We start from the raw sequence: 14,780 nt of genomic DNA, 5'->3' as shown, positions 1-14,780 counted from the left end.
TTTCTGGATCTGCGCCATGACACATGTCTTTCATCGCAACCCCAAACAAACCTTGCCCTGCGCCGTCAAAGGTGATGGTATCCGCATCGTGGACAGCAATGGCAACGCTTATATAGACGCCAGCGGTGGCGCGGCCGTATCCTGCCTGGGCCATAGCCACCCTGTTGTGATCGCTGCCATCAAGCAACAGCTGGACCAGATTGCCTACGCCCACACCTCCTTTTTCAGCAGCCAGGCCGCCGAGGACCTGGCAGATTTTTTGACCAGCCGATCCCCCGGTGATCTGGACCATGTGTACTTTCTGTCCGGAGGCTCGGAGGCCGTAGAAGCCAGCCTGAAGCTGGCACGGCAATATTTCGTGGAGATTGGTCAGCCCGAGCGTCATATTTTCATCGCACGCCGTCAGAGCTATCACGGCAATACGCTGGGGGCTTTGGCCATTGGCGGCAATGAATGGCGTCGCAAGCCGTTCCTGCCTCTACTGGCTCCGGCCCAGCATGTCTCGCCCTGCTACCCCTACCGCGACCAAGGCAGTGATGAAAGTGCCGAGCAATATGCCGACCGTCTGGCTCAGGAACTGGACGACATGATTCAAAGCCTGGGTCCCCAGAACGTCGCGGCCTTTGTCGGCGAGACTGTAGTGGGCGCGACCGCTGGTGCCTTGGCGCCAGTAGGCGATTACTGGAAAAAGATCCGTCGGGTTTGCGACAAGCACGGCGTGCTGCTGATTCTGGATGAAGTCATGTCGGGCATGGGGCGTACCGGCTATCTGTTTGCCTGCGAAGAGGACGGAGTCGTGCCGGACATCATGGCCATTGCCAAGGGTCTGGGGGCGGGCTATCAGCCTATTGGTGCAATGTTGGCCAGTGACCGGATTTACCAGGCCATCCTGAATGGCTCGGGCTTTTTTCAGCACGGCCATACTTATATGGGTCACGCCACAGCCTGCGCTGGTGCTTTAGCCGTGCAACAAGTGATTGAGCAAGACCAGTTGCTGGAAAACGTCCGTCAGCGCGGCGAGCAATTGCGCCGGGAGCTGCATCAGGCGTTGGACAGCCACCCCAATGTGGGTGATATACGTGGTCGTGGCCTGTTTGTCGGAGTCGAACTGGTGCAAGACAAGGCCAGCAAGCAAGCGCTGGACCCTGGCTTGAAAACCCACGCCAAGATCAAGCAGCATGCGTTTTCCCAAGGTTTGATGCTCTACCCTATGGGTGGCACGATAGATGGAGTTCACGGCGACCATATCTTGCTGGCACCGCCCTTTATCTGCACCGAGGCCGACATTCACGAAATCGTGACACGTCTGACCCAAACCATCGAACACATCCTGCCCCGATAAACCCGTCGAGCAGAGCGTCGAACAAACAGTCAGAACGCTCTGCTGACTGCGCTGCGGCAAGCCAGCCGCAAGAGGCACCGCTAGTTATACATAAAGGAGAACCATGGCCCGCCTACCCTATGCTGACCTGAAAGCCCCCGACGCCGCCCCATTGGTAGAACAGATCATTGCAGAGCGCGGCAGCGTCTTGCACCTGTACCAGATGCTGCTGCACAGCCCACCCATTGCCAAAGGCTGGCTGAATCACCTGACCGGCATACGCCACAACAGCAGCCTGCCAGGCGATCTGCGCGAACTGGTCATCATGCGCGTAGCCCTATTGAACCGTGCCCCTTACGAGGCCGATCAACATGCCCCTATCGCGCTGGCAGAGGGGCTGAGTCAAGCCCAACTGGATGCCCTGCCCGACTGGCAAGACTCCGATGCCTTCACGCCCATTCAGCGTGCTGTGCTGGCTTACACCGATGCCATGACTCTGAATGTGCAAGTGGAGCCCGCTGTTTTTCAGGACGTACGCCAGTATTTTGATGAAAAACTGACGGTTGAGCTGACCGCCACCATCGCTACCTACAATATGGTGTCGCGCTTCCTTGAAGCCTTGCACATTCATTCCGACGACTCGCGTTAAAACGGCACCTTGAGCGCCTCCGTCCGGCCACCTCCCAGGCGCCCCGCCAGAAACTCCACAAACAAACGCAATTTGGGAGGCAAATGGCGGGTGGGCGGATACAAGGCCCACAAGGCACCACAATACTGCGTGCGGAACTCCCAATCGGCCAGCACGCGCACAATACGCCCTTCCAGCTCCGGCTCCCTGGCCACAAAGCAGGGCAAACTGCCTATCCCCAAGCCGCGCTCTACCGCATCCAGACGCACACCCGTATGGTTAGCCGCATAGCGCCCGCTAACCGACACATTCAGTACCCGCCCGCCTTTATTGAAACGCCAACGTGAATCGCTGGGTGCCTCGCCCAGGTAGATGCAGCTATGTTCGCGCAACTGCTGAGGATGAACGGGCAGGCTGTGTTCGGCCAGATAATCCGGACTGGCGTACAAGCCATGCCGAATATCCGTCAGATGACGCCCCATCAAACCGGGCGGCGGCTGATCCGTGATGCGTATCGCCAGATCCAGCTGATCGTCGATCAGGTCTGCATAGCGATCATCCAGATTCATCAGCACATTCACTTTGGGGTGCGCCGCCAGGAAATCCGGCATATGCGGATGAATCAGAAAATGCCCCACGGCTTTGGGAACACTCAAGCGTATCTGCCCCTCCGGCTCGGTCTGGAACTGCCCTGAGATCTCCATCGCGGCCTGGGCGCAGGACAGCATGTCACGGGCATGCTCGTAAATCGCCTGGCCACTGTCGCTTAGCCGTAATTTACGCGTCGTGCGCTGCAATACCCGCGTTCCCAAACCTTTCTCCAGACGCGCAATGGAGCGGCTGACTGCCGACGGGGTATAGCCCAGGTGGCGAGAGGCTTCGGAAAAGCTGCCGGTCTCCACCACTTTGACAAAAACCACCATATCGCTCATCAGGGAAGTGAGATTACTTGTGCTCATAGGGAATAAATTATTTCAATGAATTGCAATTATCAGGACTGCTCACTATGCCTACAATGCCTTAAAACCAACCTACAGGTAATAAAATGCAAGATAAATTATATTTGACTAGCAATAGTCTTACCTGCATAGCGGAAATCCTGGAGTGTTATCACTCCGAAAATGAGCGTTATGCTGTCAGGCTGGATAAAACCTTATTTCATCCCCAAGGCGGAGGTCAGCCTTGCGACAAAGGCACGATAAATGGGCACGAGGTCCTGCATGTGGCTCAAAACCGCGACGGCCACGTGCTGCACTACCTGCATGTGCGCCTGCCCCTGGGGCCCGTAGAACTGCATATTGATCGCGCTCACCGACTGGAGCACGCCCGCCTGCATACGGCCGGCCACCTTATCGGCCATCTGGTTGAACGCATAGGCTGGCAGGCCGTAAAGGCGCATCACTGGCGGGGCGAGTCACGGGTGGTCTTTCGCAACCCCAAGGATGCTCTGCCCCCCTTTCTGGATGATTTGTCCAATCGTTGTGCTGAACAGATTCAATTGGCTCAGCCAATTTCCATCAGTTTTCAGGAAGGGCTCCGCGAGGTTGCAATTGGTAGCCTGGGGTGCTACCCCTGCGGCGGCACACATGTTGAAAACACATCCGAATTAAATGGACTGAAAATAATCCGTATAAAAAACAAAAAAGATGAATTGAGCATTCATTATGAAATGATGAATTAATAAATAATAAAAACCATGGCAGTGTATTAGCTTTGGCTATTATCGGAAAAGAAAAACAATTCTTTTAGAACCCCCAAGGGAAGTGAGATATGTATTTAGAGACCGAACGATTGCGGACTGAGCATATGCAGTCCCTGCTAAATGGCGAACTCCTGGCTATCCGCCTCTCCGGCTTCATTGATGCGCCCACCTCACAAAAGCTGGGCGAGCAAATCATAGACAAAGGCTTTGATCGCTATGTGAACGCTCCGAGCATTGGCCGCATTGGCATGGCTTTTTACGAAGCCGAAAACCAGCCCGAACGCATGGCCTCCTATTTCGAGGGGGTTTTTGACAATATCGACGAACTGCGCCGCCGCTGCGCCCCCTACCTGTCCCCGATTGACGTGCTGCGTTGCACGCTGGATGAAGTCTGGCCTGCCGGAGCCACACTGGAGACCTTGTACGGAAAGAAAATGTATGTGGGTTTGTCGCGCGTGGTGCAACCCGATGTGCGCTTTCTGGCGCATCACGACATTTTGGCCAAGGACGCCCCCGGTAATTACCAGGCCATCAGTCTACAAGGCCAGTTGGCCGCCAATGTCTATTTGAAAATGCCCGAACAAGGAGGTGAACTGCAAATCTGGCAAACCGAACTGAGCCCGGATGAATTTGATGAAATGCGTGGCGACAGCTATGGCATCCATCCTGATTTGTTGGGCACCCCCGAAGTACAGATACGCCCCGGTCCGGGCGATCTGATTATTTTCAATTCTCGCAAAATGCATGCCGTCACCCCCGGCAAGGGCGATTTGCGCCTGAGCCTGTCTTGCTTTGTGGGATATCGCGGTCCGGCCATGCCGCTGACCTTCTGGAGTTAACGTGTTGCAAACCTATTGGCCAGAGTTCGCTACTCTGGCTTTGATTCATTTTTTGGCCGTTATTGCCCCTGGACCAGATTTTGCTGTCACCATCCGCCAAAGTGTGCGGCTAGGCCGCCAGGCCGGTATTGCCACTGCCATTGGTATTGGCGCCGGAATCTCCGTGCATGTGATCTATACCTTGATGGGCGTGGGAGCCCTGCTGCACTCCACCCCCTGGCTGATGAGTGTGGCCGAGGTATTGGGAGGTGCCTACCTTCTCTATATAGGCTGGGGATTCCTGCGCCAGGCCAGCACACCGATGGAAGTGAGCCTGGCCGAGTCCGACAATGGCAAACCCGCTGCTGTCAGCGTGCGCCAGTCCTTGACGCTGGGCTTCATGACCAATGCCACCAACCCTAAGGCTACGCTGTTCTTTCTGGCCGTGTTTACTACCGTGGTCAGCGCCAGCACGCCTTTGACGACCCAGATGCTCTACGGCGTCTGGATGTGCCTGGTTAATGCGGGCTGGTTTATTGTGGTCAGCCTGATCTTTACCAATCCTCGCGTACGTCAGCGATTCCTGCGTATGGGGACCTGGTTTGAGCGCGTGACAGGGGTTCTACTGCTGGGGTTTTCGCTGCGCCTGCTGATCCATGCCGGTCAGCGCATCCTGCTTTAAGCCCGCCAACAAGCCATGGACCCCAAGGCTACGAGTGATAAGGTCTGCGCAGCAGAACCATCAGACGCTAAACAGCACACAGGTTTGACTTCATGCCTGTACTCACCATCTTGGCCTGAGCACCGTCTGGCACCTATGCGGCGCTTTGGTCTTGGCTTGGGCTCTGCGCATCATAAAAAAATCCCCGCCCTGAAAACAGGGCGGGGATTTTTACTCCTTAGACCATGGACTCACCCGTCTTGCGGGCGTTGCGCCAGTCACGTACCAGGTTACCGACCAGCAGAACCAGAATGATGGCCGACATGACCGGCCAGACCAGAAAGTAAATCGTCATAAGCATAGTGTTCTCCTTTTAACGTCTTGTCTCATACTCTCAAGCACGAGCCGAGGCCGGCTCACCTTGTTTCGACTCCCGAACTTTCTGCTTGCTCGGTGCAGGTGTGTCATCGTAGTGAAACGACTGCACACGCTCGGCAAGCACAGAGAAATCAAAACGTTCCTGACTACGCAAGCTGATGGCCACACACACCACAGCGCTAACGCCATAGGCGGTCAGGGAACCCAGCAAAACAATGTACTCACGCAAGAAGCCAATGAAGTTGGGCAAAAGAATCGCAGTGGCAATCACCCCCACCGCAATCGCAATACGGCTGCGGAAGAAGGCAAAAGCCATCAGACCGGCAACCACACCGCCACCAATCGAAGCGGTAATCTCGTAGAACACGGCGACCGCACCTTCGATAGGAATCAGCTCGAAACGCACGATCGTAAACAGCACGACGGCACACAACACCGACCAGCTAAAGGCTTTGTTGGTAACACGATCCCAGTAAAAGCTGACAATGACCGGGAACACAATCGCGCCCCACAACGCACCCACAAACACCAGCATGACCAGAATATCCAGCTTCAGGCTGGCGAAGATCACACCCACCATCGTGGCAACCACCATGGTCATACGGCCCCACCACAACATGCGGGCTGGTTTTGGACGACCACGTGCAATGTTCTTGGCGTAGATGTCGGTCATCACAATGGCCGACAGTGCAGCCAGGTCCGAGTCCGCCGTGGAAGACAAGGAGCCCACCACCAGGATGAAGAACAAGGCAATGCCAAATGGCGGCAAGTAGGTGGACGCCATCTGCGGGATGATGTTGTTCATGTTTCCATCCACAGGCTGCAAGCCGGTGAACAGAGCCAGCAAACCCAACATGCCCAGACCAATCACCACGGCACCATAGCCAATGGTGGCCGTCAGGAAAGTGGGTTTGATCAGGTCCTCGCGTACGGCGAACAGGCGCTGGGCAATAGTTTGGTTACCAATCGCGTAAGCCAGCACCGCCACAAAATACGGCGCCCCCTGCTCCAGAATTGCCTTGGTGGAATAGAAGTTGGCTTGCTCGGAATCCAGACGCCACCAGTTGGCCTGCACCATCTCCGGGCCACCGGCGTTAAAGAAAATCAGCGGGATAATGACCACGGCCGACAAAATCATGGCAACCAGCTGGGCAAAGTCCGTCATCACCGAGGCGCGGAACCCCGACCACAGGGTATAGGACAAGACGCCCAGACCCGCAATCAGCACACCTTGAATAAATGTCAGAGGGCTAAGGATCGAGACCAACGCACCTGCCGCGGTGAAGTTCACCATCAGGCTGATACCACTGCCTACCACGTTGGAAATCGCCATAATCATCTGGCTGGACGAGCCGTGCCGTGCATGCAGCACCTCGGCCAGTGTGTGTGCCTGCGGGGCCAACTGGCGAAAACGTCGCCCGAAGGGGTAGATGAACAAGATCATCAAGGCTCCCCATAGCCCGTAATGCAGAGGGCCGGATAGCCCGTACTTGAAGCCCGAGGTCGCGCTTGCATAAAACGACGCCGCCCATACCCAGGTGGCAATCATGCTGGCCGCCGACAGGCCAAACCCCACCGCACTGTTGGATACCATGTATCCGTCCACGTTTTCTTTCTTTTGACCAATCATGAGCGACATCAGGAACGTCGCGCCATAAAAGCCGACCAATAACAATATGGCCGTCGTGGTTGAAAGCGTAAAAAACTCCGCCTCTTGCATGTCTTTCCTTTTCTCTTCTGCGCGAGAGCCACTTGCACCACCTGGCTCACTCGCATGCATGCCGATTCCGCATTAACGCGCTGGGCGACACCCATCCCAGGACCAGAACCGAAACACTTGAACCGAACGCGCGCGCACACGCCCCCGCCCTTGGCACAAGCCAAAGCGAGAAAAAAGCAAGACACAGCGCAAAGTGCCTCACATTGCGGCGAGTCTGCGGGCCTTACAGCAAATAAACATGGCCAGAGACAAGCCGCTCTGTTGCAGGCCGATGTCGTGTGAGACAGTCGGCTGGTTGTTCCGCGACCCAAGGGCCGGGCAAGGTGTTTCGGGCTAAAGCCGGGTTGTTGCGCAACAACCTGTTGAAGAACGGGCCGTCATTTTTTTATGCAATTTTGTCGCACCTGAACGGCCTGCTCGAGAAGCTGATTCAATGAACCAGAGCGACCAATTATACATATTTAAAATTTAAGGGTCTATATCATGCTGTTTCAGCATCGAGAACGGGCTATCAAGCCCTTTCCGAGTCATTCATAGACCTCATCATTATTAAGGCTCACGCGTGCCAGCTCCTGACATGCTACGGGCACTTTACCCACAAAGGCGTAGCCTTCCCCGCGTACCGAACGAATGGGCAGCTCCTCTCCCATGGCGGTTAATTTACGTTTCAAGCGACTGATCAAAACGTCCACAGAACGGGCAGTTGCCTCCCGCCCGTCCTCCAGCGGAAAAAGACGATCGCGCTCTACGGTTTGGGGGCTGACAGCAAAGAGAACCTGGACAATACGTCGCTCGCCGCGAGTCAACATGACCGAGTGCCCTCTGGGCGTGATCATGGTCCAGCCATTCTCCATCAAATCCCAAAGCTGGGAATCTGGCTCCTGCTCGGATCTATAAGCGATATTGCCTGCATTGACCGGCTCTGCAGGAGAATCACGCAAGCTTCGCTGCAGGGCATAACCACGCCGGCGCAAGGCCTGCACGCAAGCGACCACCTCCACCGGCAAAGCCTCCTGATCGAAGCAGGCGTCCGCCCCGGCAAGCAACAAATGTCCACGTTCCAGGCCGGCCATTTTGTCGCGCCGCACAACGATGACGCCGGCAGCAGGAAAATCCATACGCAAACGATTGATGTGTAAAAAAACGTTGTCTGCCTGACACACCAAAGCAAACACCGTCTCCGCCCCGCAAGCATGTGCCTGAGACAGACACTGCTCCATCGTCTCTACCGTCTGGATCCTGCCCCCCCACTGCTCCGACTCCAAAGCGATCTGCTGCAAACCAGCCTTGTCGTCATACAACAGAAAAATCTGTTCTACCGTCATAGTCCTCACCCTTGCTGGCCCTATCAGGCACTTTATGTTTTTTTACCCTTGGACCTGCCTTAACAAACGCTGTGCTGCTGCGTCGTCAGGCATGGATAGATAAATAGCCCCCTGCTTCAAGGGCTCGCCAATTCGGGCGACTTGTGCCACCTGATCTTCCATGACCAAAACCAGCAAGGCTCCCACATTACCAGAGCTGATCTCGGCCAACTTACGCGCGCCCAAAGAATTCAGTTGGAATCGAACAAGATGCTGTCCCTGTTCGGTCCGCAAGGACGCCACACGCGTCAAATCGCTGCGTTGCACAACAACTTGCGGATACAACCACAGAGGGCCTTGCGGTCCCTGCACTTGCACCAGACCGGGGGAGGCTTGGCGCATTCCCACGTAGAAATCTACTTGAGGAACCTGCACCGAGCGCTGTGTCTGAGAGGCCAAAAAACTGCGTGTTCCATCTGCCCCTTCCCGCTCATAGTTGCTTGCCAGTGCAGGCGGGCTCAAATCAGCCCCGCCTCCTGCTGCTGTGGTCTGGCACCCGGCCAGTAAAAACAGCATCATGCCTATCGCCGTGCCCAGTACTGCTTGCCCTGTTTGACTATGCGTTGTCGCCATATTCACTCTCCGCTTTGACCCGCCGCTGCGGCCCCGTTCAAGACACCGGGCATAGCCCAGAAAAAAGGGCCGCGTGCCCAGGCACGCGACCCTTATCCCTCACCCCTTTACCATTGATACCCCACACCCACCGAGCCACCGTAATCACCACGGGAGGATCCCGCAACGTTGCCCTTCAGGACCCAACTGCCGCTGTCTGTCACCGTGGACAAACCCATGGCGTAGCCACTTTCACCACGCCATACACCGCCAGAAACGGAGAACATGCTCTTGCCGGGAACATAGGCTTGCGGCAAACCGGCCATTGCCATGGCGGCTGCCACGCCAGCACTCGCCCGGTTCTCCACCTTGTCGATACGACGGTCCAGATGGTTGAACTGATTGGTGATATTGGAGGTCGCCTGGTTCAACTGACGCACGTTGACGGCATCTTGCGGTGCCTGACCATCGGCCAGATTGCTGATGGTCTTGTCGTGCATGTCGATACCCTGCTGATTCATGGTTGGGCCATCGACAATCTTCACTTCATTGGTAGTGACGGACTTGGCCGCCACACTGTTCACCTTGATGTCCTGCGCCAGGGCTACTGTCACGTCCGTACCGGAGCGCGAGATTTCGATGTTGTCGCCATTAAGGAACTGCACTGTAGACTTGGGGGCCACATTGCTGGCCGTATCGCCATTGGTCTGGATGTTCCAGCCCGCACTGGCCAGCTCGGTCACGTTCTCTACCTTGGTATTCAAGCCACCCAAAGCATCGTTCACGTTGTTGTAGGTTTTATCGCCTACGTTCAGCTCCGTAACCAGCTTGCCGTTCTCGAACTTCGAACCCCCACCCATGCCGCTGGCGATGCTTTCACCCATATCGTGAATCTGGCTGCCATTGACCGCATCGGTACTGTTCGCGGAGATATCACCACGCGCCACATTAGTGATGCCCGTGCCACCCGTACGACCGCCATCAGTAGACTCGGCTCCGGCCATGGTGACCTTGCCATAGTTCACTGACTGGTCCGGATTCAGGTCGTACTTGACAGCACGATCCCCCAGATTCTGGGTTTCGCCCCGCACCAGATCCAGTTGCTCTTCAGTGGCGGCACGACCGCTCTTGCCAAAGTTGGCCCCCGTCAGGGTACGGTTGCTCAAGCCGGTAATGTCATTGTCCGTTGCCGACACCATCACGTTGCCAGCGCGCAGTCCGGCAGTGCTCAAGGCAATGTTCGTCCCGATAGCAAAGCCCAGATTATTCATGACTACATCAGGAGCGCCACCCGTGCCTTTCACGGTCACACTCTTGAGGTCCAGATCGTCATTCAAGGCAATGCTCAAGGTATCGCCGCCGTCGCCACTGGTGCTCAGATTGCTATTGCTGCCCACAATCTTCAGCGTCTCTCCCAGATCACGATGCACTGCCGTGCCGGTGCTGCCCGCAAAGTTCATGCCCTTGGCGGTCAAACCATCATCACGGCCTTCCAACTGACTGACGTTCACCGCATCAGTAGGCGCCACGCCTTTGGCCACGCCGGTAATCTTCTGATTACCAGCATTGATGCCCTGGTCATTGATCACCACATTGAAGGCGGTCAGACCGGCATTGGTCAGATTGACTTGCCCGATCGTCAAGCCGGTATTGCCCAGAATGACATCAGGTTTGCCCGTGGCACCCTTGACCTTCACTCCCGCGGTCGTCATCTCGGTATCACCTGTGGTGACGCTGGTCAGTGTCAGATCATCATTCAGAGCCACTTGCACTGTATCGCCCCCCACCGTGGAGGTACTCAGATTGGCATTGCTGCCCTTGATGGTCAGTGTCTGGCCCAGATCACGATGTACGGCTGTACCGCTTTGTGCAGCAAACTCCATGCCCTTGGCCGTCAAGCCACCTTCGGCGTCCGTCAACTGGCTCAGATTCACCGCGTCGGTACCTGTGGTTCCCTTGGCCACATTGGTGATCTTCTGGCTGCCCATATCAGCACCCTTGAAGAACGGGGTCTCGGCAATCTGTACCTGCAACTGACCATTCAGGACCTGGGTGCGCAGATTGGCACCGCTGTAATTACCCGCAGTCGTCGCCCCACCCAGAATCTCCAGGCGTTGCCCCAGATTCTTGTGAATCGTCGTATTGCTGTTGCCGCTACTGAAGTTATTGCCGCTGTAGTTGGTCCCCAGGGCCGTCAGATCCTGGTCCAGCTTGATCAACTGAGCAACGTTGACCGCATCAGTCAGATCCTGACCACCGGCCAGATTGGTGATACGGCGTTTTTCTGAACCATTACCGATCGATACCACACCCTGCCTGGCTTCCTGGGTAACCGTGCCTGTATAACGCGCAGTCGAGGACGTGTAAGCCGCATTCGTTGTGGCCCCCGCCCCCAGCGCCACTGCACCGGCTGCCGACACGGTTGCACCCGCACCCAGAGCCATACCCTGAATTGCCGTCTCATTGGCAATCGCGCCCTGCCCCATCGCCAGCGACTTCTCGGCAGAAGCGCGCGTATCCTTACCCCAGACCTGGGATCCGGCCGCCAAAGCCTGGGCATTAGTCCCCAGAGCCGAGGCATCCAGGCCTTCGGAAATGGCCTTGAAGCCCAGGGCCAAGCCACCATCTTCCTTGGCGTTGGAGCCTGCGCCCACGCTCATCGCCCCTTCACCGTGCATGATGTATTCGATCAAGCCATTGGGACCTGTTTTTTCTTCGATCCAGCCGGCTTTGGCCTTGTCACCCACAGCAATGGAACGGCGACCATCAGCCTCGACATCCGAACCGGCACCCACAGCATTGCTGGCACGGGTCTTGCTGCCTTGCCCCAAGGCCAGGGAGCCACTGCCTGCCACAAAAGCCTGATGGCCCAGCGCCACGGACTGGCTGCCCGAGGCCGAGGAGCCACTGCCCAGCGCCACGCTCTGCGTTGCTCCCCGAGCAACACTGGAACTGGTACCAATCGAGATGCCATCTATCGCTTGATCGTAGGCATTGCGTCCAAAAGCAATCCCCCCTTCCTGGGTAACTCGAGCCTGCTCCCCAATTGCCACAGCTCCTTTGGCGTGCGCCAGCGCATCACCCATCACCTCTGCTTTGTAGCCAATGGCCACCGCGTAATTCGACGTATCCGATACCCGCGACTCCTGACCAAGGGCAATGGAGCTCTCGGACGCTGCCGTGGCAGAGGTGCCCAAGGCGGTAGCCCCCAAGCCCGAGGCCTCGGTATGTGAACCAATAGCGGTGGTCAGATTTGCCTGTGTCAACCCACCCGCTGATGAATTCAAGCCAATCGCCGTTGCCCCTGTTCCGGAACCACGAGCCACAGCCCCAATGGCTATCGCATCAGCACCAGTGGCACCGTTATTATTTTCATTGGGGTTATTGGAGGAGTTAACACTGACATAGCGCTGGCGGCTCGCAATCAGCGTTGACTCCAGTTCTTCCAACTGTCCTTTGTTGACAGCATCACCTGCAGCTATCCCTGCGGCCAAATTGGAAATTCGCACAGGTGCTCCTGTCGAACTGTCAAGATCAATCAAGCTGCGATCGGCATTGGAGTAGGTGACAGCAGACAGTCCCGAAATCGCTCCTGCTACCCCCGTGCGCATGGCCTCAAATGCGGACCCGATAGAGGTATAGGTATGATCATTCCCGTTTTCGTCTTTAATAATAAATGCCGGGCCAGTCATCTGCCCGTTTGCGTCCCATTTCAAGTTGCCACCCACAATGGCCGTTAAATCCCCATGGAGCAGCTTGAGCTGACTGACATTGACTGCATCCGTATCCAAACGGCCAGCAGCCAAATTGCTTAAGCGACGCTCCCCTCCTACCGTGCCAATTGACACACTGGATGAAGGTAACAATGCCCCAGATGCGGAACCGTAACCCGCTCCCACTGTCTGGACGGACCTCGAATTGGCACCAATTGCAACGCTATTGGCATGCGTGACATGAGCCTGATCGCCCAACGCAATTCCACCTGCAGCCGCATTGGTTGAAGTACCCGCATAAACCAATGCCTGATTACCAATCGCAATGCCGCCAATATCGTAATCAACGACGGTAGCCATGGAACCCAATGCAATAGAGCCATCTGCACCTGAACGAGACCGCTCACCAATGGAGACTGCATGTGCCGCTTTCACGGGTGGGGCAACCGGGCTGCCTGAACCCGTTTGACCGGGCAGATTATTGGCACCGTAGCCAATGCTGACCGTACGGTCGCCAGTAAGCTTGTTGCCCGCCTCCCGTCCAATAGAAACCGTATCGTCGCCCGTGATATCACTACCTGATTTGTAGCCAAGAGCGACGTTATAACCACCATATACTCCCTGCCCTGCCAGCCCCCCTACAGCCACCTGACCGAAGCGGTTGCCAATCACCGGTGTACCCGCATTCGAGCCGGCGCCTTCTCCAATAGACACACCTGAAGTGGTGTTACTCATCGCCCCTGCGCCTACTGCCACCGAATTACTACCGAATGCCTTGGAGCCACTCCCCCCGGCAAAAGCAGCACTACCGGATGCCTCGGCCACGTTACCAATCGCTGTGGATCCTGTCCCGGAACTACTTGCACCAGTGCCCATTGCGGTACCAGCGACGCCCCAAACCCTTGCTCCTGAACCCACCGCCGTTGCCCCGGCAGCATCCTGCGCAACGGTGGAGTTGTGCCCCAATGCAATTGCATTGGTCGCCAACAAACCTACATTCGCGCTATTGCCCACCGCAATAGCTCCAGTTGCCTTGGCCTGGGCTTGATTACCAACCGCAACCGTGTTGTCGACTTCCAGAGGATCGACCAAGCTGGCCGCCGCATTACCAATTGCTACATTATTGTTACCTTCCAGCCGCTGGCCCGCCTTGTTACCCAAAGCAACCAAGCCATTGCCTTTGCTCTGTATCCCGGCATCACTGCCAATCATCACCCCATTGACAACCGTGTTGTCGACTCCAGCACGAGCACCCAGGGAAACCGATTCCTTGCCCGCAGCCTGGGACTGCAGCCCCGCCGCCAGAGCTGCCTCACCGGAGGCTAAAGCCTGCGGACCGATAGCCAGCGCATCCGCTGCACTGGCCACTGAATCGGCCTTGGTTGACTTACTATGGAAATATTTCATTCCATCGCCCGAGTTCAACGCACCATACAAAACCTTGCCAGACACTGCCTCCGTGCTGGCAGCGCTGACTGTCGCATCCGCCAAGCCAGTGATTTTGTTGTTATTTACATTCACCCCGTGCAAGCTACTGTTGCCTGCAACTGTCAAACCACCGGTGTTCACATTACCAGCCGTCACAGTATTGGTAATAGCCGCAGAGCTTGCCTGTAATCCGCCTTGCAAGACGGCTGAGCCCGCGCTTAACTGCCCAGTGAATTCCCCACTCGCCCCTTTGATTGCGCCAGTGGCCGTGACAGAGTCCACGTTAAGGTCAGAGCTCAATGCAACAGAGACGGCCTGACCTGTCTGGGTCAAGACCATATTACTGCCCGAACTCAGGACGAACGCCCCACCCGGAATAACATGGAAGGGAGTGGCCCCATCCACGCTAAGCTCCCAACCGTCTGTTATCTGGGCGGTAACAGGAGAGGAAAGTCCACCCAGGAGCAGTAAAGACAGAACAACTGAGCGCAACTG

General features: G+C 56.4%; 11 protein-coding genes. 5 read left to right on the top strand and 6 right to left on the bottom strand.

Translation table 11 applies throughout. The features are described 5' to 3' along the window. Positions 1–16: 16 nt before the first annotated feature. Both NBV64_RS02640 and NBV64_RS02635 read left to right on the top strand, forming a co-directional pair. Positions 17–1,342 (top strand): aspartate aminotransferase family protein, encoded by a 1,326-nt coding sequence (locus NBV64_RS02640; protein WP_022983376.1) that lies wholly within the window; start codon positions 17–19, stop codon positions 1,340–1,342. A gap of 103 nt (positions 1,343–1,445) precedes the next feature. Beyond that, a complete protein-coding gene (locus NBV64_RS02635) occupies positions 1,446–1,970 on the top strand; it encodes a carboxymuconolactone decarboxylase family protein (protein WP_026484105.1) in 525 nt (174 codons plus the stop codon). On the opposite strand, the gene NBV64_RS02630 is transcribed toward NBV64_RS02635, so the two are convergent. Next, on the bottom strand, positions 1,967–2,908 hold the full coding sequence (locus NBV64_RS02630; RefSeq protein ID WP_051359130.1) for a LysR family transcriptional regulator: 942 nt from the start codon (positions 2,906–2,908) through the stop codon (positions 1,967–1,969). The two genes, NBV64_RS02635 and NBV64_RS02630, sit on opposite strands and share 4 nt — an antisense overlap. A gap of 86 nt (positions 2,909–2,994) precedes the next feature. Between NBV64_RS02630 and NBV64_RS02625 the strand changes: the two genes are divergently transcribed. From NBV64_RS02625 to NBV64_RS02615, 3 genes are all read left to right on the top strand, one after another. Next, positions 2,995–3,630: an alanyl-tRNA editing protein gene (locus NBV64_RS02625; RefSeq protein ID WP_250756636.1), complete on the top strand. Its 636-nt coding sequence runs from the start codon at positions 2,995–2,997 to the stop codon at positions 3,628–3,630. A 125-nt stretch (positions 3,631–3,755) separates the two neighbouring features. Continuing rightward, a complete protein-coding gene (locus NBV64_RS02620; protein WP_009462634.1) occupies positions 3,756–4,490 on the top strand; it encodes a 2OG-Fe(II)-dependent halogenase WelO5 family protein in 735 nt (244 codons plus the stop codon). A gap of 1 nt (position 4,491) precedes the next feature. Then, positions 4,492–5,151, top strand: coding sequence for a LysE family translocator (locus tag NBV64_RS02615; RefSeq protein WP_021447051.1), 660 nt, complete (start codon positions 4,492–4,494; stop codon positions 5,149–5,151). Positions 5,152–5,368: 217 nt separating this feature from the next. On the opposite strand, the gene NBV64_RS02610 is transcribed toward NBV64_RS02615, so the two are convergent. From NBV64_RS02610 to NBV64_RS02590, 5 genes are all read right to left on the bottom strand, one after another. Further along, entirely contained in the window at positions 5,369–5,491 is a 123-nt protein-coding gene (locus tag NBV64_RS02610) for a putative transporter small subunit (protein WP_009462638.1), read from the bottom strand. A 33-nt stretch (positions 5,492–5,524) separates the two neighbouring features. Further along, positions 5,525–7,228 carry a sodium:solute symporter family protein gene (locus NBV64_RS02605; protein ID WP_021447052.1) on the bottom strand — a complete coding sequence of 568 codons (1,704 nt, stop codon included), beginning with the start codon at positions 7,226–7,228 and terminating at the stop codon, positions 5,525–5,527. A gap of 527 nt (positions 7,229–7,755) precedes the next feature. After that, positions 7,756–8,553: a winged helix-turn-helix domain-containing protein gene (locus NBV64_RS02600; RefSeq protein ID WP_250756635.1), complete on the bottom strand. Its 798-nt coding sequence runs from the start codon at positions 8,551–8,553 to the stop codon at positions 7,756–7,758. Positions 8,554–8,595: 42 nt separating this feature from the next. Further along, a complete protein-coding gene (locus NBV64_RS02595; protein WP_152978318.1) occupies positions 8,596–9,165 on the bottom strand; it encodes a SecDF P1 head subdomain-containing protein in 570 nt (189 codons plus the stop codon). A 107-nt stretch (positions 9,166–9,272) separates the two neighbouring features. After that, a complete protein-coding gene (locus tag NBV64_RS02590) occupies positions 9,273–14,690 on the bottom strand; it encodes a YadA-like family protein (protein WP_250756634.1) in 5,418 nt (1,805 codons plus the stop codon). Positions 14,691–14,780 lie beyond the last annotated feature (90 nt).

It is taken from the genome of Alcaligenes sp. DN25 (assembly GCF_023674485.1).
GTDB lineage: Bacteria > Pseudomonadota > Gammaproteobacteria > Burkholderiales > Burkholderiaceae_B > Alcaligenes > Alcaligenes phenolicus.
Note: the sequence above shows the minus strand (reverse complement) of the source record. Positions and strands in the feature narration are given on the sequence as shown.

What these genes read in the sequence shown, in the direction of transcription:
- NBV64_RS02595 (WP_152978318.1), bottom strand. Translation starts at nt 9,165, where the DNA reads ATGGCGACAACGCATAGTCAAACAGGGCAAGCAGTACTGGGCACGGCG.
- NBV64_RS02605 (WP_021447052.1), bottom strand. Translation starts at nt 7,228, where the DNA reads ATGCAAGAGGCGGAGTTTTTTACGCTTTCAACCACGACGGCCATATTG.
- NBV64_RS02610 (WP_009462638.1), bottom strand. Translation starts at nt 5,491, where the DNA reads ATGCTTATGACGATTTACTTTCTGGTCTGGCCGGTCATGTCGGCCATC.
- NBV64_RS02620 (WP_009462634.1), top strand. Translation starts at nt 3,756, where the DNA reads ATGCAGTCCCTGCTAAATGGCGAACTCCTGGCTATCCGCCTCTCCGGC.
- NBV64_RS02635 (WP_026484105.1), top strand. Translation starts at nt 1,446, where the DNA reads ATGGCCCGCCTACCCTATGCTGACCTGAAAGCCCCCGACGCCGCCCCA.
- NBV64_RS02630 (WP_051359130.1), bottom strand. Translation starts at nt 2,908, where the DNA reads ATGAGCACAAGTAATCTCACTTCCCTGATGAGCGATATGGTGGTTTTT.
- NBV64_RS02625 (WP_250756636.1), top strand. Translation starts at nt 2,995, where the DNA reads ATGCAAGATAAATTATATTTGACTAGCAATAGTCTTACCTGCATAGCG.
- NBV64_RS02600 (WP_250756635.1), bottom strand. Translation starts at nt 8,553, where the DNA reads ATGACGGTAGAACAGATTTTTCTGTTGTATGACGACAAGGCTGGTTTG.
- NBV64_RS02640 (WP_022983376.1), top strand. Translation starts at nt 17, where the DNA reads ATGACACATGTCTTTCATCGCAACCCCAAACAAACCTTGCCCTGCGCC.